Annotated in this window: 26 protein-coding genes; 14 read left to right on the top strand and 12 right to left on the bottom strand. The window is 30.2% G+C overall.

The genetic code is table 11. The features are described from left to right. Window positions 1-41 precede the first annotated feature (41 nt). Window positions 42-440 carry a DUF1456 family protein gene (locus tag KK2020170_RS11740; protein WP_221258511.1) on the bottom strand — a complete coding sequence of 133 codons (399 nt, stop codon included), beginning with the start codon at window positions 438-440 and terminating at the stop codon, window positions 42-44. A gap of 43 nt (window positions 441-483) precedes the next feature. On the opposite strand from KK2020170_RS11740, the gene KK2020170_RS11735 reads away from it, so the two are divergent. Both KK2020170_RS11735 and KK2020170_RS11730 read left to right on the top strand, forming a co-directional pair. Then, window positions 484-918: a TerB family tellurite resistance protein gene (locus tag KK2020170_RS11735; protein WP_255567317.1), complete on the top strand. Its 435-nt coding sequence runs from the start codon at window positions 484-486 to the stop codon at window positions 916-918. A gap of 20 nt (window positions 919-938) precedes the next feature. Then, on the top strand, window positions 939-1,910 hold the full coding sequence (locus tag KK2020170_RS11730; protein ID WP_221258510.1) for an alpha/beta fold hydrolase: 972 nt from the start codon (window positions 939-941) through the stop codon (window positions 1,908-1,910). Here the strand turns inward: KK2020170_RS11730 and KK2020170_RS11725 are convergent. The 4 genes from KK2020170_RS11725 to hemN all read right to left on the bottom strand — a co-directional run bounded on the left by KK2020170_RS11725 (window position 1,879) and on the right by hemN (window position 6,791). Beyond that, the gene (locus tag KK2020170_RS11725; protein ID WP_221258509.1) at window positions 1,879-3,366 is read right to left on the bottom strand and encodes a YfcC family protein; all 1,488 of its coding nucleotides are present in this window, start codon (window positions 3,364-3,366) and stop codon (window positions 1,879-1,881) included. The two genes, KK2020170_RS11730 and KK2020170_RS11725, sit on opposite strands and share 32 nt — an antisense overlap. A gap of 2 nt (window positions 3,367-3,368) precedes the next feature. Then, window positions 3,369-3,941: a pentapeptide repeat-containing protein gene (locus KK2020170_RS11720; RefSeq protein ID WP_221258508.1), complete on the bottom strand. Its 573-nt coding sequence runs from the start codon at window positions 3,939-3,941 to the stop codon at window positions 3,369-3,371. A gap of 87 nt (window positions 3,942-4,028) precedes the next feature. Further along, window positions 4,029-5,378, bottom strand: coding sequence for a DEAD/DEAH box helicase (locus KK2020170_RS11715; RefSeq protein ID WP_221258507.1), 1,350 nt, complete (start codon window positions 5,376-5,378; stop codon window positions 4,029-4,031). Window positions 5,379-5,426: 48 nt separating this feature from the next. After that, window positions 5,427-6,791 carry an oxygen-independent coproporphyrinogen III oxidase gene (gene hemN, locus KK2020170_RS11710; RefSeq protein ID WP_221258506.1) on the bottom strand — a complete coding sequence of 455 codons (1,365 nt, stop codon included), beginning with the start codon at window positions 6,789-6,791 and terminating at the stop codon, window positions 5,427-5,429. Between the two features lie 137 nt (window positions 6,792-6,928). Here hemN and trxA point away from each other — a divergent pair, with 137 nt between their 5' ends. Both trxA and KK2020170_RS11700 read left to right on the top strand, forming a co-directional pair. Further along, complete coding sequence (trxA, locus tag KK2020170_RS11705; RefSeq protein WP_221258505.1) at window positions 6,929-7,231, top strand: thioredoxin; 303 nt, start codon at window positions 6,929-6,931, stop codon at window positions 7,229-7,231. A 26-nt stretch (window positions 7,232-7,257) separates the two neighbouring features. After that, a complete protein-coding gene (locus KK2020170_RS11700) occupies window positions 7,258-7,635 on the top strand; it encodes a rhodanese-like domain-containing protein (protein WP_221258504.1) in 378 nt (125 codons plus the stop codon). A gap of 42 nt (window positions 7,636-7,677) precedes the next feature. On the opposite strand, the gene KK2020170_RS11695 is transcribed toward KK2020170_RS11700, so the two are convergent. The 5 genes from KK2020170_RS11695 to KK2020170_RS11675 form a co-directional block, all read right to left on the bottom strand. Next, window positions 7,678-8,058, bottom strand: coding sequence for a RidA family protein (locus KK2020170_RS11695; protein WP_221258503.1), 381 nt, complete (start codon window positions 8,056-8,058; stop codon window positions 7,678-7,680). Window positions 8,059-8,199: 141 nt separating this feature from the next. Then, entirely contained in the window at window positions 8,200-9,627 is a 1,428-nt protein-coding gene (locus tag KK2020170_RS11690) for a TolC family protein (protein WP_255567316.1), read from the bottom strand. Next, window positions 9,620-12,814 (bottom strand): efflux RND transporter permease subunit, encoded by a 3,195-nt coding sequence (locus KK2020170_RS11685; RefSeq protein WP_221258501.1) that lies wholly within the window; start codon window positions 12,812-12,814, stop codon window positions 9,620-9,622. The genes KK2020170_RS11690 and KK2020170_RS11685 overlap by 8 nt, the downstream gene beginning before the upstream one ends. 21 nt (window positions 12,815-12,835) lie before the next feature. Then, window positions 12,836-13,927: an efflux RND transporter periplasmic adaptor subunit gene (locus KK2020170_RS11680; RefSeq protein WP_221258500.1), complete on the bottom strand. Its 1,092-nt coding sequence runs from the start codon at window positions 13,925-13,927 to the stop codon at window positions 12,836-12,838. 122 nt (window positions 13,928-14,049) lie between these two features. Beyond that, on the bottom strand, window positions 14,050-14,436 hold the full coding sequence (locus KK2020170_RS11675; protein ID WP_221258499.1) for a hypothetical protein: 387 nt from the start codon (window positions 14,434-14,436) through the stop codon (window positions 14,050-14,052). 261 nt (window positions 14,437-14,697) lie between these two features. Here KK2020170_RS11675 and KK2020170_RS11670 point away from each other — a divergent pair, with 261 nt between their 5' ends. The 8 genes from KK2020170_RS11670 (at window position 14,698) to KK2020170_RS11635 (ending at window position 20,886) form a co-directional block, all read left to right on the top strand. Then, complete coding sequence (locus KK2020170_RS11670) at window positions 14,698-15,951, top strand: tyrosine-type recombinase/integrase (RefSeq protein WP_221258498.1); 1,254 nt, start codon at window positions 14,698-14,700, stop codon at window positions 15,949-15,951. Continuing rightward, window positions 15,948-16,559 carry a hypothetical protein gene (locus KK2020170_RS11665; RefSeq protein ID WP_221258497.1) on the top strand — a complete coding sequence of 204 codons (612 nt, stop codon included), beginning with the start codon at window positions 15,948-15,950 and terminating at the stop codon, window positions 16,557-16,559. The genes KK2020170_RS11670 and KK2020170_RS11665 overlap by 4 nt, the downstream gene beginning before the upstream one ends. A gap of 101 nt (window positions 16,560-16,660) precedes the next feature. Continuing rightward, a complete protein-coding gene (locus KK2020170_RS11660; protein ID WP_221258496.1) occupies window positions 16,661-16,945 on the top strand; it encodes a helix-turn-helix domain-containing protein in 285 nt (94 codons plus the stop codon). 80 nt (window positions 16,946-17,025) lie between these two features. Beyond that, on the top strand, window positions 17,026-18,261 hold the full coding sequence (locus KK2020170_RS11655) for a DUF5906 domain-containing protein (RefSeq protein ID WP_221258495.1): 1,236 nt from the start codon (window positions 17,026-17,028) through the stop codon (window positions 18,259-18,261). A 206-nt stretch (window positions 18,262-18,467) separates the two neighbouring features. Beyond that, on the top strand, window positions 18,468-19,325 hold the full coding sequence (locus KK2020170_RS11650; RefSeq protein ID WP_221258494.1) for a toprim domain-containing protein: 858 nt from the start codon (window positions 18,468-18,470) through the stop codon (window positions 19,323-19,325). Window positions 19,326-19,397: 72 nt separating this feature from the next. Continuing rightward, entirely contained in the window at window positions 19,398-19,694 is a 297-nt protein-coding gene (mbpA, locus tag KK2020170_RS11645; RefSeq protein WP_221258493.1) for a mobilization protein MbpA, read from the top strand. Next, the gene (locus tag KK2020170_RS11640; RefSeq protein ID WP_221258492.1) at window positions 19,691-20,449 is read left to right on the top strand and encodes a relaxase/mobilization nuclease domain-containing protein; all 759 of its coding nucleotides are present in this window, start codon (window positions 19,691-19,693) and stop codon (window positions 20,447-20,449) included. Before mbpA ends, KK2020170_RS11640 begins: the two co-directional genes overlap by 4 nt. A gap of 2 nt (window positions 20,450-20,451) precedes the next feature. Then, window positions 20,452-20,886, top strand: a complete 435-nt coding sequence (locus tag KK2020170_RS11635; protein WP_221258491.1) for a DUF6730 family protein — start codon at window positions 20,452-20,454, stop codon at window positions 20,884-20,886. Window positions 20,887-21,018: 132 nt separating this feature from the next. Here the strand turns inward: KK2020170_RS11635 and KK2020170_RS11630 are convergent, their stop codons facing one another. Both KK2020170_RS11630 and KK2020170_RS11625 read right to left on the bottom strand, forming a co-directional pair. Further along, the gene (locus tag KK2020170_RS11630) at window positions 21,019-21,537 is read right to left on the bottom strand and encodes a hypothetical protein (protein WP_221258490.1); all 519 of its coding nucleotides are present in this window, start codon (window positions 21,535-21,537) and stop codon (window positions 21,019-21,021) included. Between the two features lie 30 nt (window positions 21,538-21,567). Continuing rightward, window positions 21,568-22,089 (bottom strand): hypothetical protein, encoded by a 522-nt coding sequence (locus KK2020170_RS11625; RefSeq protein WP_221258489.1) that lies wholly within the window; start codon window positions 22,087-22,089, stop codon window positions 21,568-21,570. Window positions 22,090-22,408: 319 nt separating this feature from the next. On the opposite strand from KK2020170_RS11625, the gene KK2020170_RS11620 reads away from it, so the two are divergent. Beyond that, complete coding sequence (locus tag KK2020170_RS11620) at window positions 22,409-22,822, top strand: HYC_CC_PP family protein (RefSeq protein ID WP_221258488.1); 414 nt, start codon at window positions 22,409-22,411, stop codon at window positions 22,820-22,822. A gap of 103 nt (window positions 22,823-22,925) precedes the next feature. Then, window positions 22,926-26,657, top strand: coding sequence for an efflux RND transporter permease subunit (locus KK2020170_RS11615; protein WP_221258487.1), 3,732 nt, complete (start codon window positions 22,926-22,928; stop codon window positions 26,655-26,657). Window positions 26,658-26,665: the final 8 nt, after the last annotated feature.

The following is a 26,665-nucleotide window of genomic DNA, read 5'->3' as shown; positions in this document are numbered from 1 at the left end:
CGTTTTAGATTGTTACCTTAAATGTACGAAAAAAATTATAACTATGATTTTTTATTCTTACCGTTTTTGAATTTAACTTTCTCAACAACAGGTTTTTTTGTTGGTTTTGGTGTGAATTTTTTAGGTTTGTTTTCTTGTTTTGGTTTTGCTTTTTCTTCTGTTTTAGGTTTTTCAGAAGTAGGTTTTTGAGAAGCCAAAACAGTCATAGGGTTATTCGGGTTTTCTTTCGTGCCTCGTAAATAAATAACCAATCCGTTCAAGAAATTACGCAAAACTTGGTCGCCACATTCCATATATTTTGGATGTTTTTCATCTCTAAAGAAATTTCCTAATTCGCCTTTAGACATTCTAAAATCGACTAGCTGTAAGATTTCAACAATTTGATCATCTCGTAATTGCAAGGCTACACGAAGCTTTTTAAATATATCGTTGTTTGTCATGTTAATAAATTATGAGTCAAAGATATTCAATAAAAACCAAAGAATGTTTACTTTTACACTAGTAAAGTTATTTATTATGGAAGATTATCAAGAAAGAATAGGTTTATTACAAGAAATGATTGCGTTTGCTGTTGTAGATGGAGAATTGCACGACAGAGAATACGATTTTATTCAAATTGTTGCCGAAGAGCTTGAAATCGACAAAGAAACTTTGCATAAACTCTTCGATAAAAAACACGAGAAAACAGTTATCAAAGACGAATTTAATAGAATTTGTCAGTTTTATCGTTTAGCGTTATTAATGCATGCCGATGGCGTTTTACACGAGCGCGAACAAGTTAAAATTAATGAAATTGGCATTAATATGGGATTGAATCCTTATGCGATGAAACGTGTTTTACACCTTATGAAAAACTCACCAAACGCAATGGTTGATGGAGATACGTTACTTTCGGTTTTCTCTGAACAGCATAATTAGGTTTAATATTTGTTCATTTGATGAAAAAGGTATTAATAATATTAATGTTTATTACATTTTCGGTTGAAGCTAAAAGTTCAATTGAAAATCATAAAATTAAAATTGATACTACTGAAATTGTTCAGATTGGTGGTATAAAACAGTTTATTGATATAAAAGGAAATAATAAAGAAAACCCAATTCTATTGATTTTACATGGTGGTCCAGGAAGATCATTACTTCAGTTTTCTAATATTTTTACCGACAAATTGAGAAATGAATTTACTATTGTTAATTGGGATCAAAGAGAAACTTCAAAAACATTAGATTTAAATTCTTCACCCAATTTACTTACGGTTAGTTTATTTCAGCAAGACGCTGTTGAAATGGTAAAGTATTTACTCAAAAAATTTAATCGTAAGAAAATATTTTTAATATCTCATTCGTGGGGTTCTGTAATGGGATTTTATTTGGCAAAAAATTATCCTGAATTAATTTCCGCATATATTCCTATTAGTCCTGTTGTAGATTGTGATGAGAGTTCTTTATTATCTTTAATAGAATTAAAAAAATGGGCTAAAAATGAAAAAATGGATGTTGCAATTGAAGAATTGAATACCATAAATGTTCCATTTAAAACTGAAACATATTTCTTTTTATTTCAAAAATGGTTATTTGTGCATAATGGCGTTGATGGTGTTCTAAATGAAGATTTTAAGAAGAATTATTATAAATGGATGGAAACTTGGTTTCCAATTTGGAAAGAAAATGCAAAAAGTAATTTGTTCCAAACTGCTCCTGAGATTAAATGTCCAATTTACTTTTTTGTCGGGAAATATGACAATCAAACTCATTTTAAGATTACAAAGAAATATTTTAAAGCATTAAATGCTGAAAATAAGAAGTTTATTTGTTTTAAAGAGTCAGGACATACAATATTTAATACTGAGTCTGATAAAGTTCAAGAGGAAATTATTAAAATTAAATCGATATTAAAGTTAAATATCCAATAATTAGAACCAATAAAATTCCAATTAATGGCATTACAAACTTTAACCATTTGTCATAACCAACATTTACAATCGCGAGAGAAGCTAAAATTAAACCTGTTGGATTAATGAAAGCAAACAAACCTTGCCCTAATTGGTAAGCATCTACAATTACTTCTCGTCCTATTCCAACAGTATCTGCTAAAGGAGCAAAAATAGGCATCGTTAAAACTGCCATTCCAGATGAAGATGGAATAAAAAACGATAATCCCGAATAAATTAGCATCATCATATTAGCAAAAATACCTTTGTTCATTCCACTTGTAATTGTACTTGCATGATATAAAATGGTATCGATTATCATTCCTTCTTCCATAATTACTGAAACACCACGAGCAATTCCAATAATTAAAGCTACGCCAAGTAATTCACCAGCACCTTTTATGAATTCAGTTACAAATTTCTTTTCGTTAATTAGTAAGACAAATCCGATAATGATTGAACCCGTTAAGAAAACAGCAGTCATTTCTTCAAACCACCATTCTAATTGTGAAACGCCATAAATCATCACCATAAAACATAATAAAAAAATGGTTAAAGCAATTTTTTGTGGAATATTTAATGTAATATTTGTTGTTTTATTGTAGAAATAATGCTGTTCAATTTCTTTTTTCTGATTAAAAATAATCGATTTTGAAGCATCTTTTTGGACTTTCTTTCCATACCACATGATGTAAGCTATGCAAACAATCGTACAAATAGTCAGAAATATAATTCTTGAAGTTAGTCCAGTTGTCCAGTTAATACCTGCAACATTTGAAGCAATAATTGTCGAAAACGGATTTACCGTAGAGATCATGGTTCCAACGCTCGAACCAATGTATACCGCAGCTAATGGAACCATTGCATCGTATTTTGCTCGTAAAAAAACCGGAATTAAAATAGGGTAGAAGGCAATAGTTTCTTCAGCTAAACCAAAAGTTGTTCCGCCCAATGCGATTAGCGTTGTAATGATGATAATCAGTAGAAATTCTTTGCCTTTTAATAGTTGAGCTAAACTTGTAATTCCTGCATCAAAAGCACCAGAATAATTCATAATTCCAATAGTTCCGCCTAAAATCAATACAAAGAAAATAATATCGGCTGCTTGAATAATACCTTTAATTGGAGCTTTCAGAAACGACACTAAACCTTGTGGTTCGTTTTCAATGTAGTGAAAAGTGTCGGGTATGTTTATCGGTTTCCAAATATCACCAGAAGTAAATTTATCTAATGGAATTTTAATCGCTAACGAATCCAAAGTTTGTTGACTCGCTTTTAGTTGTAATGAAGTTTCCTTTCCTTTTAACACAAATCCATTAGCTTCTTTATCATATGCAAGCGTATCATATTTTCCTGAAGGTATAAACCAAGTTAGTAAAACAGTAAGCGCTGTAATTAATAATAATATAGTTTGTGCAGAAGGAAATTTTAATTTCATATTTATCCTTTTATGTTCAGGTTGTATTTTTCGAGTAGACCTTTTAAGCCTTCCAACGAAAATACAGCTTTTTTCATTTTGTTTTGTTCCGGATCGATAACAAAATTGCGACTTGTTGAAAAATCTGCTTTTTGAAGATTGGTTTTATAGAAAACAGCGCGACGCAAATCGCAATTATCAAAAATAGTTTCGGTTAAATCGGTTTCCATAAAATCCGCGGAAACTAAACTACAACCTGTAAAACGCATTTTTTTTAATTTCAAACTGTAAAATTTGGTGTAATCTAAGCGACAATTGGTAAAGTTGAAATAATAAATGACTTGGTCGGTCATGGCGAAATTTACATTCGTAAAATCACAATCGTTAAACTCTACACCGCGAAGTGAAACGTAATTAATTTTTGTATCGTGAAAATTACAATTGATAAACGTACAATCGACAAAGACCACACTTAGAAAAATACAAGCGGTAAAATCGCAAGTATCGAAAACACAATTTTCAAATTCTTTAAACTTAATATCGTTTTCATTGAAAATGTTGTCTTTGTATTTCTTTTCGGAGATGAAATCTGACATAAAATGAGTTATGTTATTGTCATTTCGAGAGAAGTCGAGAAATCACATTATGAGATTCCTCATTTCATTCGGAATGACAAATTTGTACTATTTTCTTTTACGTTTCTGTGCTTTTTTAGCTTCAGCAGCTCTGTTCCTTGGTGCCGTTTTTCTCGGTTTACGTTTTCCAGGTCCGCCAAGATTTACTTTTTTGTTTTTATCTTTTTTCTCATGGAAAGCTTCTCCTTTACTTACCGTATTTAGTTTTTTACCAATCGTTTTAAACTTACGACGGTCTTTTTCAAATTCTAATTTCTTTTCAGAAATTTCGATTTCATCAGGAATAGCTAAAATTTCTAATTCCTGATTCATTAATAGTTCAACTTCCACTTGCGATTCTTCTTCGTTTGGAGCAATTAAACTAATCGCTACGCCATCTTTATCAGCACGACCCGTACGACCAATACGGTGAATGTATTGTTCTTCAATTTCAGGGAATTGTAAATTGATAACGTGAGTAATATCTGAAATATCTAAACCACGCGCCATGATATCTGTCGTAACTAAACCACGTAATTCACCACGTTGAAATGAAGCCATAGTATTCAAACGATAATTCTGCGATTTGTTAGAATGAATTACCCCAAATTGCTCTGGAAAATCTTCATCTATAATTGTATGTGCTGTATCAACAATCTTTTTATTATTCACAAAAACAAGCACACGTTCCATACTTTCATCAGTTGCTAATAGGTGTTTTAGCAAGTTTACTTTGGTAAGGAAATTTGGAACATGATACCCAATTTGTTTGATTTTTTCAAGTGGCGTTCCGCTTTGTGCTAATGAAACTTCTTCAGGAAAATCAAAATATTCGTCAAGCATTTCATCCACTTCATCTGTCATGGTGGCTGAAAATAAAATGTTTTGACGTTTGTTTTTCATCATCGTTAAAATAGAAGTCACTTGAAAACGGAATCCTAAATTCAAGATTTCGTCAAATTCATCAATAACCAACTTTTGTAATGAATCGAAACGTAAAACACCATCTAAAGCTAAATCCATTGTTCGTCCGGGTGTTCCCACCACGATATCAACTCCTTCTGCAACAGCTTTTTTCTGGGTATTAATATTTACTCCTCCAAAAATTCCAGCCACTCGAACGGACATGAATTCGGTTAATTTTTCTAATTCTTCTTGAACTTGAACCACCAACTCACGTGTTGGAACTAAAATAACGACACGAGGACTTTCGGTGTCTTGAAATTTCCATTGCTTTAAAATAGGCAATAAATAAGCAAAAGTTTTACCAGTACCTGTTTGCGCAATTCCCATCATATCTCTACCAGATAATATAACAGGCATTGCTTTCTCTTGAATTGGAGTTGGATTGGTTAGTCCTAAAGCATCAATTGCTTTTTGAAGCGATTTAGGTAAATCAAAATCTTGGAAAGTCTTCATTTTATGCAGAATTTCTGCAAAAATAGTGTTTTTAATTGAGATGAAGGTTTAAATCGTCATCGAGAACAATTGACGTTCGGGAGCTTTACGTTTTAAATGCAAATCGAAAGCCATACAAATGTTTCGCACAAATGGTTTTCCTTTTTCGGTAACAATGAGTTTGTTTTCTTGTAATTCGAGTAAACCATCCTGTTGCATTTCGTAAAGTGAATCAATTACTTCTGTCAATTCAGTAAATTGTAAATGTTCGTTATTCCAATTCGTTTCGAATTGGCACATAATATTTAATATATGTTGGCGAATAACTAAGTCTTCTTCAGATAAAATATGACCTTTAAAAACAGGAATTTCGTTTTTATCTAAGCGAGCATAATAGTCTTCTAAAACTTTTTCATTTTGCGCAAAAGCATTCCAACTATCGCTAATTGACGAAACACCTAAACCAATCATTACTTTAGTATTAGTTGTTGTATACCCCATGAAATTTCGATGTAGATTACCTTCTTTAAATGATTGGTACATAGAATCGCTTTTTAAAGCAAAATGATCCATTCCAATTTCCACAAAACCATGTTTGCTTAGTTGTAATTTTCCTTGCTCGTAAAGTTTTCGTTTTTCATCATCTTTAGGAACATCTTCATCTTTAAATCCACGTTGACCGTTACCTTTTATCCAAGGAACATGAGCGTAGCTATAAAACGCTAATCTATCTGGATGTAAAGCATTGGTTTTATCAATAGTATCTAAAACATCATCTAAGGTTTGAAAAGGTAAACCAAAAACCAAATCATGACTTATAGAAGTGTAACCAATTTCTTTGGCCCAAAGTGTCACTTTAGCAACATTATGAAAAGGTTGGATTCTATGAATTGCATGTTGGACTTTATCTGAATAATCTTGAACTCCAAAGCTTACTCTTCTAAAACCTAAATCGTATAAAGTTTGTAGATGTTCTTTAGATGTGTTATTAGGATGACCTTCAAAACTAAATTCGTAATTTTCTTCGACATTTGAAATGGCAAGAATTGAAGATATTAAGTATTTTAAATTTTCTGGAGAAAAAAAGGTTGGGGTACCACCTCCTAAATGAATTTCTTTAATATTAGGGCGTTCTGGTAAAATATCACAATAAAGATTCCATTCTTTGATTACAGCTTCAATATATGGATGTTCAACTTCATGTCTTTTAGTTATTCTTTTATGGCAACCACAAAAAGTACACAAACTTTCACAAAACGGGAGGTGAATGTATAAGCTAATTCCTTCAGTTTTATTGGTTGCAGAATATGTTTCTATTAATGATTTAAGCCATAGATTTGGAGTAAAACTATTTTCTTTCCAATACGGAACTGTAGGATAACTTGTATATCGAGGTCCAGGGACATTATATTTTTGAATTAGTGAAACTGCCATAATCTAGATGAATATAGGTTCAAATTTAAGATGGTTTTCACGTAAAAAAAATGACAATTGTCATATTGGCAGAAATGTAACATTTATCACAGTTTAGGAACAATTCTTGCACTAAATTTGTTAAAAATTCAAAAGATATGAACGCAAAGTTTAACGAGATAATTAGTCAAGAACAATTAACATTGGTAGATTTTTATGCGGATTGGTGTGGTCCATGTAAAATGATGTCACCAATTTTGCAAGAAGTTAAAACAGTGGTTAAAGACGATGTTAAGATTATAAAAATAAATGTAGATCAACATCAAGATTTGGCTGCAGAATTTATGGTTAGAGGTGTACCGACTTTGATGTTATTTAAAGATGGAAAAATGTTATGGCGTCAATCAGGTGTTTTAGGTACGAATGATTTAGTGAATTTATTACGTCAGCATCTAAATTAATTTGTAATTTTATAAAAAAATAAATTATGAAAAAGTTAGTTTTAGGAATTACATCAATTATTTTAATGGCAGTATCTTGTGTTAACCAAAAGCAAGAAGGAGTTGTAGTAGCATCACCTGAGGCATTTGAACAAAAAATGCAAGAGTCTAATGTTCAAGTATTAGATGTAAGAACTGCAGGTGAATATGCAGAAGGACATATAGGAGATGCAACTAATGTTGATGTTTTACAAGATGATTTTCAAGATAAAGTTGCGAATTTAGATAAAGATAAACCGGTAATGGTTTATTGTAAAATGGGTGGAAGAAGCGCAAAAGCTGCCGGAATACTAAAAGAAATGGGTTTCAAAGATGTAACTGATTTAGAAGGGGGTTATTCTGCTTGGAAAGCTTCAGGAAAATAAATAGAAGTAATAAAATAAAATAGCTACCTTTTGGTAGCTATTTTATTTTATAGCAATCATAGAAATTTCCACATTTACATTTTTAGGCAAACATGCTACTTCAACAGTTTCTCTTGCAGGGGCAAGCTCTTCATTAAAATATTTAGCATAAACAGTATTGATTTTTGCAAAATTATTCATATCACTTATGAATATTGAAGTTTTTACAACATCCTCAAATTTCATATCAGCAGCTTCCAAAACCGCTTTCATATTTTCCATGACTTGTTTTGTTTCCGTTTCAATATCACTAAGAATTAATTCGTTAGTTTGAGGATCAATTGCAATTTGTCCTGATGTGTATAGAATATTTCCAACTAACACTGCTTGATTGTATGGACCTATAGGAGCTGGCGCTTTGTCTGTAAATATTATTCTTTTCATTATAAATTATTTAATGTTTTAAGATTTCAAAAGTAAAGAATGTTTTCTAACTCTAAGTAATTAAAAAAAGAAAAGCTACTTTCAAAAGTAGCTTTTCATAAAATCAAAATAAACTAAATATAAGATATGAATATTTACATATTAATTCCATCCACCACCAAGTGCTCTGTACAGATTAACCATAGCAATCTTTTGGTCTTTTCTGGTTTCAATTAAAGCCATTTTGGCTTCCAAAACATCTCGTTGAGTTAGTAAAACTTCCATATAATCAGCACGAGCCGATTGAAATAGTAAATTAGAAATTTCTACAGATTCATCTAGAGAAGCAACTTGTTTGTTCTTTAAATCGTAGTTTTTCTCTAAATTATCAATTTTAGATAATTGATTAACAACTTCTATATAAGCATTTAAAAGTGTTTGTTCATAATCATATGCTGATTGAATTTGTTTTGCACTAGCGTTTTTGTAATGTGCTTTAATTGCATTTCGGTTTACCAAAGGAGCCGATAATTCTCCTGCAATATTATACAATAATGAAGCAGGAGATTCTAATAGAAAATCTGGCTTAAAAGCTTCGAAACCTATACCAGCTTTCAACCCTAAAGAAGGGTAGAAGTTAGCTTTAGCAACTTTGATATTCAATTTAGCAGCATCTAATTCTAATTGTGCTTTTCTAACATCAGGTCTGTTCTCAAGTAATTGTGAAGGCAAACCAACATTAACCATTTTTGGTCGCATTTCTATAAAGTTAGCCGAGTTTCTTATTACAGGTTGAGGCAAGCGTCCTACTAAAAAGTTAATTTTATTTTCGGTTTCAACGATTTCCTGTTTTAAGTTGTAAATCTCACTTTGATTTTTTTGAACTTCTGCTTCAAAACGTTTTACAGCTAGCGAAGTAGTTCTTGCTGACTCTTTTAAAAGTTTTACAATTTCCAGAGCATTTTTTTGAATCTCAATATTTTGCTCAAGGTTTGAAAGTTGGCTATCTAAAGCAATTAACTCATAGTATGAATTAGCAACTTCGGCAACTAAATTTGTAATCAATAAATTTCTGCCTTCTTGAGAAGCCATATATTCCATATAGGCTACTTTTTTAGCATTACGTAATTTTTTCCAAATATCTACTTCCCAAGTGCTATATAAACCAAATTGGTAGTTAGGTAATGGTTCTGGAAATTCTTTTCCGTCTTTAATTTCTAAGTTCTTTTCCACTGCACCATTTCTAGTGAATTCTCCAACTTTATCTACATCAGCTCCAGCTCCAAACCCTACACTAGGTAAATATTCACCTTTACGAGCTTGAATTTCGTTTTGCGCAATGGCAACTTTTTGCATTAGAATATTTAACTCTTGATTGTTTTTAAGAGTTTCTTCAATTAATGCATTTAAGTTTTCATCATCAAAAAAATCTTTCCATTTTAATTCAGATGAACTTAAAGTATCCTTTGAACTGGTTACATAGTTCTCAGGTAAAGTTACTTCACTTTCTTTAGTTGATATTTTTGGAATTCCACAAGAATGAAGAATAAGTAAAGCAACTACACCTAAAATAAACTTTGCTTTATTCATGTTTATCTTTTTTATCATTTTCATTTTTGTCGTTATAATTATAATCTTCAGTTAATGGTTTAAAATCTTCATTTTTAATCATTCTTCTACCTTCTGCAAGTCTTCCAAATATGTAGTATAATCCTGGGATTAAAAGAACTCCGAATATGGTTCCGAACAACATTCCTCCTAAAGCTGATGTTCCAATTGTTCGGTTACCAATTGCTCCAGCCCCTGTAGCTTTTACTAATGGAATTAATCCTGCGATAAATGCGAAAGATGTCATTAAAATTGGTCTAAAACGTACTTTTGCACCTTCAATAGCGGCTTCGAGTACTGACATGCCTTGCTGGTTTTTCTGGACGGCAAACTCAACAATCAACACGGCATTTTTACCGAGTAAACCAACAAGCATTACGAGTCCTACTTGAGCATAAATATCATTTGCTAATCCGAATAATTTTAAAAGTAAGAAAGTTCCAAAAATTCCGGAAGGTAATGATAAAACTACTGCTAGAGGTAAAATAAAACTTTCATATTGTGCAGCTAAAACGAAGTAAACAAATATTAATACAATTATAAAAATTACAACAGCTTCATTACCTCTCCTTGCTTCATCAAAGGTTAAACCTTCCCAATCAATATCATAACCTCTTGGTAAATGTTGTTTTGCAACCTCTTGTATCGCTTTAATGGCTTCACCAGTTGTGTAACCTTTTGCAGGAACAGCTCTAATTGCTGCTGAATTATATAGATTGTAACGAGTGATTTCATTTGGACCTTGTTTTTTCTTCAACTTCATAAATGCAGAATAAGGAACCATTTCACCCTTATCATTTTTTACATAGTAGTTCAATAAATCGCTTGCATATCGACGATATTCTGGATCGGCTTGCACATACACTTTAAAGAAATTATTAAAACGGATAAATCCTTGTTCGTAAGTACTACCAATTAGAATATTTAGATTTTCCATAGCATCTCCAATAGATACACCTTTTTGCATAGCAGCTTGATTATCTATTTCTATTTCATATTGCGGATAATTAGCCGCGTAAAAAGTAAATAAACCTGTTAATTCTTTTCTTTCGCCTAAAGCAGCCATGAATTCATTGTTTATTTTTTCAAACTCATGATAATCTTCTCCATTAGTTTTATCAAGCATACGTAAAGAAATACCTCCAGCGGCTCCATACCCTGGAACTGCAGGTGGTTCAAAATATTCAATAACAGCACCAAAATCTTTTGATTTTTCTTCTAGTTCTTCAATAATTTCTGTTACTGAGTGTTCACGGTCTTCCCAACTTTCTAAGTTAATTAAACAAGTACCTGCGTTTGAACCTCGACCTTCTGTTAAGACCTCGTAACCGGCTAATGAAGAAACCGATTTAATACCATCAACTTTTTCGGCTAAACCTTGAAGTTTACGCGCTACGTCGTTTGTATATTCTAATGTTGAACCTGGAGGCGTTTGAATAATCGCATAAATCATACCTTGGTCTTCACTTGGAATGAACCCAGCAGGTAGTGTTTTGTTTACAAAAATTGTTGCTACTGCAAATATTCCTAAAGCACCAAATGTAACTATTCTTCTAGTTATAATTTTATTTAAAATGTTAGTATAGCGGCCTGTTAACTTTTCGAACCAACGGTTGAAAGCATCTATAAGAATATTTATTGGTGTTTTCTTTCTTGGTTTACCATGATTGTTTTTCAAAATCATAGCACATAAAACAGGTGTTAATGTTAAGGCTACAACTCCAGAAATTACAATTGAAGAAGCCATAGTAATGGAGAATTGTCGGTAGAAAATACCAACAGGACCTGTCATAAATGCTACAGGAACAAATACTGATGTCATTAATAAAGTAATGGCAACAATTGCTCCGCCAATTTCTCCTAATACTTTTTGTACAGCCTTATATGGACTGACATGTTCTTCTTCCATCTTGGCGTGGACGGCTTCCACAACTACTATGGCGTCATCTACCACAATTCCAATAGCTAAAACAAGGGCAAAAAGAGTGATTAAGTTAATTGTTAGCCCGAACATTTTCATAAACATGAATGCACCAATTAACGAAATAGGTACTGCAATTGTTGGAATAAGTGTAGAACGCCAATCTCCTAAGAAAATAAAAACTACTAATGCAACAAGAACGAAGGCTTCAACTAAAGTATGTAAAACTTTATCAATTGAAGCATCTAAGAAACTAGAAACGTCATAACTTACTTCGTAATCCATTCCTGGAGGGAAAGAAGTTTTTAATTCTTCCATTTTATCTTTTACTTTATCAATTACATCACTAGCATTACTTCCGTAAACTTGTTTTAATTGAATAGCCGCTGATGGATGTCCGTCTTTATTGGAATAAATATCAAAGAATTCACTTCCAAATTCGACTTTTCCTATATCTTTGAGCTTAATAATTTCACCTTCAGAGTTAGATCGTATAATGATATCTTCATATTGTTCAGGTTTGTTGTAGCGCCCTTGATAAACTAAAACATATTCTAAAGATTGTGCTTTAATACCAGTTGCTTGTCCTAAACGACCTGGCCTACCAATAATACTCTGCTCGGCCATAGCTTCCATTACTTCATCAATAGAGACTTTATAAGCTCTCATTCTGTCTGGATTTAACCAAACACGCATTGCATAGTTACGGTTACCTAAAATTTGAGCCTGAGAAATTCCGTTAATGCGCTGAATTTCAGGAATAATATTTACGTTAGCGTAGTTATACAAGAACTTTTCATCAGAGCCTTTTTCTTTACTATATAAGTTAATGTACATTAACATACTAGGTTGAACTACGTTTACAATAACTCCTTCCATTTGGACTAATTTTGGAAGGTTATTGATAACCTTGTCAACACGATTTTTAACGTTTACAACGGCTTGATTAGGATCGGTTCCTAATTCGAAAATAACTTGAATTGTAGCTTCACCTGCACTTGTTGCATCGGAAACCATATATTTCATTCCTGGTACACCGTTAATAGAACGCTCTAATGGAATTAATGCAGATTTTACTAATACATCTGCACTTGCACCTGGATAAGCTAGAGTTACAATAACTCTCGGAGGAGCAATTTCAGGAAACTGAGAAATAGGTAAAGTTTTAATTGACAGTAATCCTAAAAATATAATCATAAGCGATACTACTATCGCCATGACGGGACGTTTGATAAAATTCTTAAACATAATGGTATATTTTTAAGTTAATTACTCTGCGTAAAGTTCAAGTGAAGACATTACTTCCTTAGGGCTTTTATATTCAGTCGCTATTTTTTCCCCATTTTTTACTTTACGAATACCATCTAAAAGAATTTTATCGTTCTCATTTAATCCTTTTGTTACTATGAATAAATATGGTAATTCTAATTCAGCTAATTGAATTTCGCGTTGGTGTACCACATTATCTTTGTCAATAACAAATACATATTTTTTATCTAAAACTTCAAAAGTTGCTTTTTGAGGAATTAAAATTGCGTTTTCATAACGATTTTTTACTACAATATTACCAGTTTCTCCATGACGTAAGATTCTATCAGGATTTTGAAAAGTTGCTCTAAAAGCAATATTACCCGTTTCGTTGTTAAACTCTCCTTCAATAGTTTCTACAATACCTTCATGATTAAAGAATTGTCCGTTTGCTAATTCTAAATGAACTTTTAAAGGGTTTTTATTTGTTTTGTTCAAAGCATAATTCAAATATTCAGCTTCAGGAACATTAAAATATACCCACATTTTACTATTGTCAGAAATAGTAGTTAATAATTCGCCTTCATCTAACAAACTTCCCTCTCTTACATGTAGGTGGTCCATAATTCCTGCGAAAGGTGCATTAACATTTGTAAAGTTTAAATGTGTTTGAGCTAACTTTACTTCTGCTTTTGCTTTATCAAGTTTTGCTTTAGCTAACGCTAGTTCATTTTGAGATACAACGTTTTTGTCTGCTAATTTTTTTGTGTTAAGGTATTCAATTCCAGCAATTTCAGCTTCAGCTTGGTATTTTTGTAAATCAGATTCATAAACATTTGGCATAATCTTAAACATGCGTTGCCCTTGTGTAAGTGATTGTCCTTCGTCAACATAAATACTTTGGAGATAACCTCTTTCTAAAGCTCTTAATTCGATATGTTTTATTGCATGAATTTGTGCAACATATTTTCTGTCAATAACAGTATCTTTTTTTACAGGATTTGTTATTGCAAATTTGGTATGTTCTTCTTTATGTTCTTTATGAGAATTACAACTCGTATTAAGTAATACAATACTTAAAATCAATAAAATGAGATTTTTCTTATTTATCATTTCTACTTATATTTTAATTTGATTTTTAGATGATACAATAGCGTATCAATGCAGGATAATTATTTTTTTATAAAATAATTAAGCATAAAAAAACGATAGCGGTTAAGCTTTCAAATTAAAAATCAAAGTCGAAATACTCTAAAGATTATATAGAGTGTATTTAAAGAATTGTAGGGATGAGATTTAGAGCCAAATTTACTGCTAATCAAACTTTTATTAGCAATAGATTTAGTGAAATGAGAAAAATAATTGAATGAATTTAAATCTTTATTGAAATATTCTTCTAATTCTTCTTCAACATCCTCATCAGTTTCATCTTTATCGGTTTGAATTTTGGCAAGAATGTTATGAGCTGAATTAAATGTACGTTTTTGCGGACCATTTTGATTTTGAATAGTTGCAATTGAGGGTTGGTTTATATAATTAGTTCCTAATGTAAAACCAAGAAAGTTCACACATAACAACAATGTGATAATAGAAACTAAATATTTAAACTTTGTTTTGCTCATTTCTTGTACAAATGTATGTAAAGTTAAAAATTGAGCAAATATTTTTTTTGTAATGATTTGTTAATAAAAAAAAGAAAGCCTTATGACTTTCTTTTTTGTGGAGTCGGAGAGAATCGAACTTTATATCTTCTAATATTTGTTATAATGTTAAAAACCTCTGTTTTACAAAGATATACAATTTTTTTTTATATTTGTTTATATCTCAATTTTATAACTAAATATATTAAAACTGTCAGTTAAATTGTCAGTAAAAATTATTACATGAAATACTTTTTTTATTTAGATAAACCGAAGTCAGACAAGCCAACGACAATATTTTTTGCGACTTATTTTAAAGAAGAAAATAAGAAGTTTGTGTATTCTACAGGTGAGAAAATACTGCCAATTCATTGGAATTTTGAAACAAATAGTCCTATTTTAAAAGGGCAAAAAAAGGATAAATTCGCAAGTACTATTAAAAAGCAGATAGGGAGATATTCTGATTTACTGTTAGAAACTGATAGTTTGTATAAAAGGATAAATGAACCACTCACTTCAAAAATTTTAAAGAAAGAATTTGATGATTTTTTCAAAAAGACCTTGAAAGGTAAAAATATATTTTTCGATGCGTATGATATATTTATGGAAGAGAAAAAAAAGGGGAAAGAATGGTCTGAAGCAACAATCAAAAGATATAATAATATCAAAAATATTTTAAAAAACTTTGAAGAAAAAAGAAATTTCAAACTAACTTTTAGTGCAATTAATCATTCTTTTCATCGAGAGTTTACCTCTTATTGTATGGATGATTTAAAACATATAAACAACACCTATGCCCGTAATCTAGGGCTGTTCAAAACTTTTATGTTTTGGGCTATGAAAAATAAATACACTTTCAATAACACTTTTATCGAATTTAAAAAAGTTGAGAGAGTAATTACGAACCAAGTTGCTTTAACATTGGAAGACTTGCAAAAATTAATGGAGCATGATTTTGGAAGCGAAAGACTTGAAAAAGTAAGGGATGTGTTTGTTTTTGCCTGTGTTACAGGAATGCGTTTTGGTGAATTGTCTTTAATTTCAAAAAGTAATGTTACCGATTCCGAAATTTTACTAAAAGAAGATAAAGACACGAATAAACCAGCTCGAAATATTCCGTTGACAACTATATCAAAATTTATTTTGAAGAAGTATAATTTTAAACTCCCTTTAATAGCTAACCAAAAGCAAAATGAATATATCAAAGAGGTTTTTAAAGAATTAGAATATAATCATAAGGTTCAAAAAATCACTACGCGTGGTAAAGAAAATATTAAGGAAGAATTAGAGTTTTATAATCGTATAAGTACTCATACGGCTAGAAGAACTTTCATTACGATGATGAAAAGAGAAGGGAAAAGTGATAAATTAATTGGTAGAATCACAGGGCATACTGATATGAAAACTTTAAATCAGTATTACCAAGTTGATGATAATCAGACTAAAGAAGCTGTAGAGGAAGTATTTAATGTTGAACTTAAAATGAAAGTTGTATGATAAAGGATAAAATTGCTAAAAATTTAAATTCATTTGATGTGGAATCAAGTATGTTTTTATTAGCATTAATTTATTTATTTGCTTCAATTCATTTTTGGAATATCCGAGACCAAAATTCTTATTATTTATATTATGTCTTTTTATACGGAATTCTTACTTTTTTATTTATTATCCCCTTAATAAAAAAGATTATTTTGATTAACCCAAGTCGATCAGTAAAAAAAATCGAGATTGAATTAGGAACACATGATAAGGTAATGCCTTATACTAATGAAGAATTGGTTGAGAAAAAATTAAAGAAAAAAATTAATTTTGTCATTTCTGAATTAAATTTAAATTCTAAAACTGATTTTGCAATTCTTTTTTTATATGTTCAATACTATATTTTTGATAAAAAAATCAGCAATTCTGAATTATTAAGGCAAATTAATGGTTCATTTGAGTTTGATAATTTCTCTGAATCACATTTTAGTCAAACGGCAAATAATTTATTTATTTGGAAGGATGGAAAAGCAAAAATAAAGTCTATTAAAGAAGTTTGTAATCATTCACTTCATTACGAAAGGTTTAAGGAAATTCAAGAAAAATTTAGGGATATTAACTCTTAAAAAGTATTTTTACATATAAAATTTACTTTATCTGAATCTACATAAAGTTATGTAAAGTATATCCAAGTGTAACATTGCAAGGAATTTAAAAATGCAATGTTATGACACACACAAATCCATTTGAAGCAATTCATTCAGAATTAAATGAATTGAAAGGTATGGTTAAACAAATTTTGACTACACCCAAAGAAGACTTATCTAATAAACTTTATACAGTAAAAGAAGCTGCTGCTATTTTAAAAGTAGATAAGCAGACTATTAACAACCACATTAATAGAGGTAATATAAAAGCTACTTTTATAGGAAGAAGAAAGTTAATCAGACATGAAGAGCTGTTTGATTCTTTGAACGAAGTGAAATCTTTAAAATACAAAAGACAAGCATAGAACTGCCATTCTGTGCTTGTCTTTTTCATTTATTAACCTTCGTATATGAACTACAAATATACGAATAAATTGTATTATTTATGAATTTAGATATTCCCTATATTCGTGTAGGAACATCCTACTATAAAATTATTGATAAACCACTTATTTCAGGAGATAAGGTAAAAGTGATGGTAAAATGGAATCGAGATACCATTATTACCGATCACGGAAAATCATTCCTGGAGAAAATTTTAAAATTAGATGGTTTTTGTTGTATTCCAAACCATTTGGAGTATAATTTAATTATTGAAAATTTTTACAATACCTATAATGAACTTGATGTAAAGCCAATAGATGAAAAACTTACTTTACAACAATTGGAAAATAATATTCCGAATTCTCTCAATTTTATTCGTCATGTTTTTGGTGAACATTATGAGTTTGGATTAGATTACATTAAAATACTTTACGAAAAACCAACTCAAACTTTACCAATTCTTTGTTTGATAAGTAAAGAAAGGGCTACAGGTAAAAGTTCATTCATTAAATGGATGAAATCTATTTTTAGTTTGAATATGACATACATCAAAGGAGATGCTTTTAGTTCTCAATTTAATAGCGATTGGGCAAGCATGGTTCTAGTGGCTATTGATGAAGTGTTTTTTGATAGAAAAGAGATTACAGAGCGTTTAAAATACCTTTCTACAACTGATAAGGATAAAGTAGAAGCGAAAGGAAAAGACAGACAAGAAATTGAATTTTTTGCCAAGTTTATACTTTGTTCCAATAATGAGGATAATTTCATTCAGATTGACGAAGAAGAAATTCGATTTTGGATTAGAAAAGTTAGACCCTTAAAATCGGAAGACGTTCACTTTTTGACTAAACTCAAAGAAGAAATTCCTTATTTCTTAAAATACTTATTAACTCGAGAATATAAGAGTAAACAAAAAACAAGAATGTGGTTTACTCGCGAACAAATTATGACCGATTCTTTGCTTCGTTTAATCAGTAACAATAAAATTGAATTAGCCTTAATTGAATTTATTAATGAGTGCTTTGATAAAACTGAAGATGAGGAATTATATCTCGCTCCAGGAGAAATATTTCTAATGCTTAAAAAGTATAATCCAAAGTTGTATATAGGTTCTGCTAATGAAATAAGAAAGATATTAAAGAAGTGGAATTTAGAACCTGAAAATAACACAAAATCTTATCAAGGAATCGAACTTTTATCACATGGAGAGTTTACAACTATTGGTAGGCGAGGTAGATTTTATACTATAAATCGAGATTTTTTTTCTAAAATTTTTGATGCAGTGATGCAAGAATAGGTTAAAGTATTGAATAACAAAAACTTAGTCTGCATCAAAATTTGCATCAAACCTGAAAAACTCCCTTTTTGATGCAAGAGTGATGCAGAAAATGAAAATAGTTTGATGCAATGATGCAGAAGTGATGCAAGGTAAGTTTTTTAAAATCAATTAATTACAGGGTTTTGCATCACTGCATCAAAAAAAACTCAAAATTTTTTATTTCTATGAATATTGAAAAAGCAAAGCAAATTCCTATAGAATTTGTACTTCAAAAATTGAATCATTTACCCTCAAAAATTAGAGGTAATGATTCTTGGTATTTAAGTCCTTTCCGTGAAGAAAAAACATCTTCGTTTAAAGTTAATACTAAAATAAATAAATGGTATGACCATGGTATTCAAAAAGGAGGAAATTTAGTCGATTTAATCATCGAAATGTATCATTTTTCAATCTCAGAAACTTTACATTTTTTAGAAGATTTTGATGATGAAATTTCTATTTTTTCTTTTCAAAAGCAAAAAGCTTTAGTGAAAAATGATGCTAAAAAAGATACAACAATTAAAATAAATAAAGTAATTGATATTCAACATTTCGCTTTAAAGGAATATCTAGAAAATAGAAAAATTTACCTGTATGAAGATGAACCAAATTTAAAAGAAGTTCATTTTCAAATTAATAATAAAAAGTATTTCGGTATTGGTTTCAAAAATAATACTGACGGATTTGAAATTCGTTCTAAATATTCTAAAATATGTATTGGTAAAAAAGATGTCACGCTATTGGTAAAAGGTTATAAAAACAAATTAAGAGTTTTTGAAGGTTTCTTCGATTACTTATCATTCAAAAATGCTTTCAAATTAGATAGTGATTTTCTTGTTCTTAATTCAATAACATTAATCAATCGATGTGACGAAATTTTATCAAAATATGATGGAATCGAACTGTATTTTGATAATGATGAAGCAGGAAATCAACAAACGATGTTGACACTAGAGAAATTCAAAAATGCAAAAGATTGTAGGGTGTTTTATAAAGGTTTTAAAGACTTAAATGACTATTTAACAAACTTACCGTTGCGTTGAGTTTTCAAGATGTGTCCTTGTCAGGACAAATCTTGCTTTTTCTCCCTTCGGTCGCAAAAGAAAAAGGAATTAATGAAAAATGTTAAAATCGAATTTAGATGTTCTCTTTTTGATAAAAAGTTAATTAAAATTAAAGCTCAAAAATCAGGTTTAACTGTAAGTGATTTTTGTAGAAATTCAGCACTTGACAAAACAATAGTTGAAAAATTAAATCAAGAGCATATTGAATTTTATAAAATGTTAATTAAATATCATAATAACTTTAAAAGTATAGGGAATTTAATTAAAAATAAAGACCCTTTATTACATCAAAAAGTAAATGAACTGGCAGATGAAATCAGAACTCATCTAAAAAACTTTCAAAAATGATAGGTAAAGGTAAATCTATATCACATACAAAAGCATCCATTCTATATGGATGGAATCAGGAAAAACGCTCACAAATTGTATTTAAAAATAATTTAGCATGTATATCTCCAACTGAAGTAACCGATGAATTCAAAATCATTCAATCGATGAACTCAAATTGTAAACGAAACACTTTTAGTTTTGTTCTTAGTCCGACTATAGAAGATGGTGAAAAATTAAGTATAACAGAATTAAATAAAATTACTTCATGTTTTATCTCTGAAATGAAATTGATTAATCATCAATCAATAGCTTTTGTGCATGAAGATAAGAAACATAAGCACATTCACTTATATGTTAATAGAATTGATTTCAATGGAAATGCTTACAATGATAGTTTTATTGGTAAAAAAACCCAGAAAATCGCTGAAATTGTAGCTTTAAAATTAGGACTAAAAACAGTTAAAGAAGTCATTGAGGAAAAACTTGAAAATGATAAGGATATTAGAAATTTTATTAAGGTTAAACACGATGAAGCCTTTGCTTTTTTTGATATTAAAAATTGTAGTATCTACATCGATGAACTTGAAAAAAGTGGAATAAAAGTTAAACCTGTTATTAATAATAAGAGTAAACTGCAAGGCTTTAGATATGAATTTATAAACAAATCATTTAAAGGAAGTGAAGTGCATAGAAGTCTATCTATAAACAATTTAATTAAACATAAAGAGGAAAAAGGGAGAACAAATTTTAAAACAAATAAACGTAGAATTTAATTATGGCTAAAATAGAAGAAATCACAGCATTATTAATGGATGAAATTAAAATTTTTGAACAAAATATCTCAAAACTTAAAGAAGAATCCAATAAAATACATAACACAAAACTTATAATAGACTCCTCAAAAATTGAAAGTATTTTTTCTCAATTTTTAAAGCAGTTAAATCACGATATAGAAAAACTTAGAATTCAAACAGATGGGAAAACAAAGTCAAATAATGTTCCAAATTGGATAGGTTTGTCATTTCTTGTATGCTTAAGTATTATAATGATAAGTATTTCAATTAATTATCTTCAATTTAGAACAAATTTGAATGCTAAAGAAGAAGCATTTGAACTAGGCAGGAAAAGTGTTTTTATTCATATAGACAGTTTTTTTAAAGATAACCCAAAAGCTTTAAAAGCATACAGAGAATGGAATAAAAATGAATGATATGGCAAAATAATACTAATTCCAACTAAAGCCGGGATTTTTGATGTAATGACAATAAAAAGTACAATCGAATTAATCCAACTCCCAAACCAAATAAGATAAAGCATTATTCATTTAATGTGATAAAAACAACTAACTCTTAGATTCAATCATTGGATTGTTATCTAGGTCATAATCATCTAAATCATCGTCATTTGGGAGAAGATAATTTGACATTTCTTCAAATATATCTGCTTCTGTAGTTTCTATATAAGTTGGTTTTAATCTATTTGTTTCAGTTTCATTTTTAATAAATGAAATGTTTAAATCTTCAAAAGTGAATACATTTTCATCAAAAAACAGTTCAAGAGGTCCTATTTCTAATTGAATTTGTTCCCAAATTTCAGCATTTGCAATCTCAATATGCGTTCTACCTCGAAATCCTTTTCCCCATAATTCAGCTTCTCTATCTAAAGTTGTATTTGCCTTAATGACTAAATAATTATTAAGTTTATTCCAAGTTTTTAATTGATGGAATGTTAGCGGATACTCTTCACGAATTCCAGTTTCAATCCATAAATAATTTTCCATTATAGACAATTCATGTTCTTCAATAGTATGTCTTAGTTCAAGACAACTAATTAATGATAAAAGGGTTGTTCTGTCAATCATATTGAATTATTTAAAAGTAATCTATAAAACTTAAACTAATGTTTTAGCTTGTAAATATTGGTCTAAAATTTCTTGATATTCTTTTTCGGTAATAATAGTTTGTTCAGAAAAATTATAATTATAAATGTCTTCAAAGAAATTTTCAAAATAGAGTACTACAAATACGTTTAACTTTCCAGTTCTTCCATATCTTATTATTTCTTCATCAACCAAATTAGGTAGCATCTCTAGATTATCAATACTCTTTTCATTTACACTTAAATACTTAAACATTATATATGTTTTAAATTCTAAATCACTCATCATAATTTTTAATATTGACAACCTTTCATTCTCTTCTAATGAAGAAAATATATTCATAATTGTTTCTACCGAATGACTTGTTGATTCTCTAAGAAATGATTTGTTATGTTTCTTTTTAATAAGATTAGAAAACTTATCTGAAAGGTTTACTTTATCTTCCCTAAAATGAGGATTGTTAGTTTTTTCAAACAACAATTGATTAATTACTGGTTGTAAAACTTTGTAAGTTTTTTTGATTAAATCTTCCATAATATGCATAAATAAAATGCGTGAGACATTAGCCAACCGAAATAGAGGTACTAGGAGACCCAACAAACAGAAGACTACGCCCACGCAAGTATCATGCACGGGCGTAAGCCTATTAATTCATTGGTTTGTTTAGAAGATTCCTAGTTTTCTATTTCCAAGATTAACAGCTTACGCGATCGTTAATATTTTTGAACTGTAAATTTATTAAAAGTTAACTCAATTAACTAATTGTTTTTATACTTTAATATAAGTGATTTTTTTTAAAAAAACTGTTAATTAAAATGATAATGATTAAAATTTTATACCTTTGCAAATAGATATGAAGCAATTTTTCCATAAAATAATGTCTTTAGCAATGGCTTTTGTATTGTTATTCTCTACAATGTCATTTTCAATAAATATGCATTATTGTGGTGGAAATTTAGTAGAAACCGCATTCTTCCATAAAACTAAAGGCTGTGGGATGGAAATGGAAAAACCAGAAAACAGCGATTGCTCAATTAATAAAAAAAATTGTTGTGATGAAAAACAATTAATACATGATGGTCAGGATGAAGTTCAAAAATCTGTAGACAAAATTTCATTTGAACAAAAAGTTTTCATTACATCATTTGTATACTCATATTACAATCTATTTATTGAAGAAAATAGAAGGGTTTTTTCTTTTGAAGAATACAAACCGCCACTCGTTATAAGGCAAATCTACAAAATTGACGAAACGTACTTAATTTGATTTTAAACATAGACAAATTTATCCCATAGATATATATTGTTGGGAGAATTTTTGTATTCGGTATATTCAAAATACTATGTCTAACCGTTTTAAAATCTAAATCATGCTAAATAAAAGCATAAAATTTTTAATAGAAAATAAATTAGTAGCAGTACTAACACTTATTCTTTTTGTAGGATGGGGAATAGTAAACGCTCCTTTCAATTGGGATACTGGTTTTTTACCTAATAATCCTGTAGCTGTTGATGCTATTCCAGATATTGGAGAAAATCAACAAATTGTATTTACAAAATGGGATGGTCGTTCTCCACAAGATATTGAAGACCAAATCACGTATCCACTTACTACTTCCTTATTAGGTATTCCAGGAGTAAAAACCATTCGTAGTTCATCTATGTTTGGCTTTTCAAGTATATATATCATTTTTGAAGAAGATATTGAATTTTATTGGAGTCGTAGTCGTATTCTAGAAAAGCTCAATTCATTACCTAGTGGTTTATTACCAGATGGAGTTAATCCAGCTTTAGGTCCAGATGCAACTGGATTAGGTCAAATATTTTGGTACACATTGGAAGGTCGTGACGAAAACGGTAATGTTACAGGAGGTTGGGATTTACATGAATTAAGAAGTATTCAAGATTACTATGTAAAATATGCACTTTCTTCGGCAAGTGGTGTTTCTGAAGTAGCTTCAATTGGAGGCTATGTACAAGAATACCAAGTTGATGTAAATCCTGAATTAATGCGTCAATACAATATTAGGCTAAACCATGTTGTAAAGGCAATAAAAGAAAGCAATAAAGATATTGGCGCTCAAACTTTAGAGATTAATCAAGCAGAATACTTAGTACGTGGTTTAGGATATGTAAAATCTTTATCAGATATTGAAAATGCTGTAGTAAATTCAGAAGACTTCACCGCTATTAAAATTAAAGATATAGCAAAAGTTTCTCTGGGTCCTGCAACCCGACGTGGTATTTTAGATAAAGAAGGTGCAGAAGTTGTAGGTGGAGTTATCGTAGCTCGTTATGGCGCAAATCCTTTAGAAGTAATTAATAATGTAAAAGATCAAATCAAAGAATTAAGTTCAGGGTTACCCGCAAAAAAATTAAGCGATGGTAGAACTTCTCAAGTAACTATAGTTCCTTTTTACGATAGAACTGAATTGATACAAGAAACATTAGGAACACTAAATGAAGCTTTAACTTTAGAAATTCTCATTACTATTTTAGTAATCGTGGTGATGGTGTTTAATATGAGAGCTTCAATTTTAATTTCTGGATTATTACCGGTTGCTGTTTTAATGGTTTTCATTGCAATGAAATTCTTTGGTATAGATGCGAATATAGTAGCCTTATCCGGAATTGCCATTGCGATTGGAACAATGGTAGATGTAGGTGTTATTCTCTCCGAAAACATCATAAGGCATTTAGATGAAGATAATAAAAATCTATCCATTAATCAAATTGTATACAATGCTACTGCTGAAGTATCAGGAGCAATTGTTACAGCAGTAATGACAACAATCATTAGTTTTATCCCTGTATTTACGATGATTGGTGCTGAAGGTAAATTATTCAGACCATTAGCATTTACTAAAACTTTTGCACTAACAGCTTCGTTAATAATAGCATTATTTCTTATACCTCCTTTTGCTGCTTTCTTTTTTAAGAAAATGAATGTAACAAAACGACTAAGTTATTTCTTCAATATAATTTTAATAGGATTAGGTGTATTAACAATGATATTAGGACAATGGATGGGTATTGCACTAATAGGTTTTGGTATTCTAGGTTATTTAAAACTTAGAGATAAACTAAGCAGTCAAAAAGCTACTACTTACAATATTTACCTTTCAGCTTTAGCCATAATTTTTTTATTAGCGGAATATTGGAGACCTCTTGGGGTTGATAAAAGTGTTTTTTGGAATCTTTTATTTGTGGCTATTATCTGTTTTGGTTTGTTAGGAACCTTTTCAGTCTTTAAAAGTTACTATACTAGAATATTAAAATGGGCATTAGCCAATAGATTACTTTTCTTAACAATTCCCGTTACATTATTAATATTTGGCTTCTATATTTATAAAAATACAGGTAAAGAGTTTATGCCTTCACTAAACGAGGGTTCTTTTCTGTTAATGCCTACTTCCATGCCACACTCAGGAGTTGAAGAAAATAAACGAGTGTTACAACAGTTGGATATGGCAGTCGCAAGTATTCCTGAAATTGAAACTGTGGTGGGTAAAGCAGGTAGAACGGAATCTGCTTTAGACCCTGCTCCTTTATCGATGTATGAAAACATTATTCAGTATAAACCAGAATTTATGCTGAATGAAAATGGAATTCGTCAGCGATACAAAGTAAATAATGATGGTTTATTTGAATTAAAAGACGGTCGTTTAATAGCAAACCCAAATAATACTGAAAATGTAACTTTAAGTGCAATCGAAAGTACTCAACTAATCGAAGATGATAATGGAGAGTTCTATCGAAATTGGAGACCTGAAATACAATCACCAGATGATATTTGGAACGAAATTGTAAAAGTGACCAAATTACCTGGCGTAACTTCTGCACCTAAGCTTCAGCCTATTGAAACCCGATTGGTAATGCTTCAAACTGGTATGAGAGCACCAATGGGAATTAAAATTAAAGGTCAAGGTTTAAAACAAATCGAAGCTTTTGGGATACAATTAGAGAATATCTTAAAAGAAGCTGAGGGTGTTAAAGATGAAGCCGTTTTTGCAGATAGAATTGTAGGGAAACCTTATTTGTTAATAGATATTGATAGAGAGAAAATAGCGCGTTATGGTGTAAGCATTGAAAAAGTTCAAAATGTACTTAAAGTAGCCGTAGGAGGAATGGTGTTAACACAAACTGTTGAAGGTAGAGAGCGTTATGGTATTCGTGTACGCTATCCAAGAGAGTTAAGAGATAACCCAACAGATTTAGAACAAATTTATGTCCCTGTTGAAAAAGGAAGTCCTGTTCCATTAAAAGAAGTAGCATCTATTCGTTATGAACAAGGTCCACAAGTAATAAAAAGTGAAGATACTTTTTTAGTAGGCTATGTTTTATTCGATAAATTGGATGGTTTTGCAGAAGTGAATGTAGTAGAAAATGCACAAGCTTTAATTCAAAGTAAAATTGATTCTGGAGAATTAATTATTCCTCATGGTATCAGTTATAAGTTTACAGGAACTTATGAAAACCAATTACGTGCCGAAAAAACTTTATCGGTTATTGTTCCTTTAGCATTAATAGTAATCTTTTTAATTCTTTATTTCCAGTTTCGTTCCGTAGCCACTACTTTAATGGTGTTTTCTGGTATAACAGTTGCCTTTGCAGGTGGTTTTGTCATGATTTGGTTGTATGGTCAAGATTGGTTTTTAAACTTTAATTTCTTTGGAGAAAATCTTAGGGAATTGTTCAATATGAAAACCATTAACTTAAGTGTTGCGGTTTGGGTTGGTTTTATTGCTCTCTTTGGTATTGCTACTGATGATGGTGTGGTTATGGCAACCTACTTAACACAAACTTTTAGTCAAAATGATCCAACTACTATTCCAGAAATTAGAAATTCTACTTTAGAAGCGGCTTCAAAGCGAATTAGACCGTGTTTAATGACAACAGTTACAACCATATTGGCATTATTACCAGTTCTAACTTCTACTGGAAAAGGTAGTGATATAATGATACCGATGTCTATTCCAATTTTTGGTGGTATGCTAATCGATATCACATCTTACTTTATTGTTCCTGTATTATTCAGTTGGAGAAAAGAATTTATTGCAGGTAGGAAATTAAAAATTCAATCAAAATCCACAACGGTTTAAAAAAGAAT

The organism is Flavobacterium okayamense, from assembly GCF_019702945.1.
GTDB classification, from domain to species: domain Bacteria; phylum Bacteroidota; class Bacteroidia; order Flavobacteriales; family Flavobacteriaceae; genus Flavobacterium; species Flavobacterium okayamense.
The sequence above is the reverse complement of the archived record's forward strand: the minus strand, read 5'-3'. Positions and strand labels throughout refer to the sequence as shown.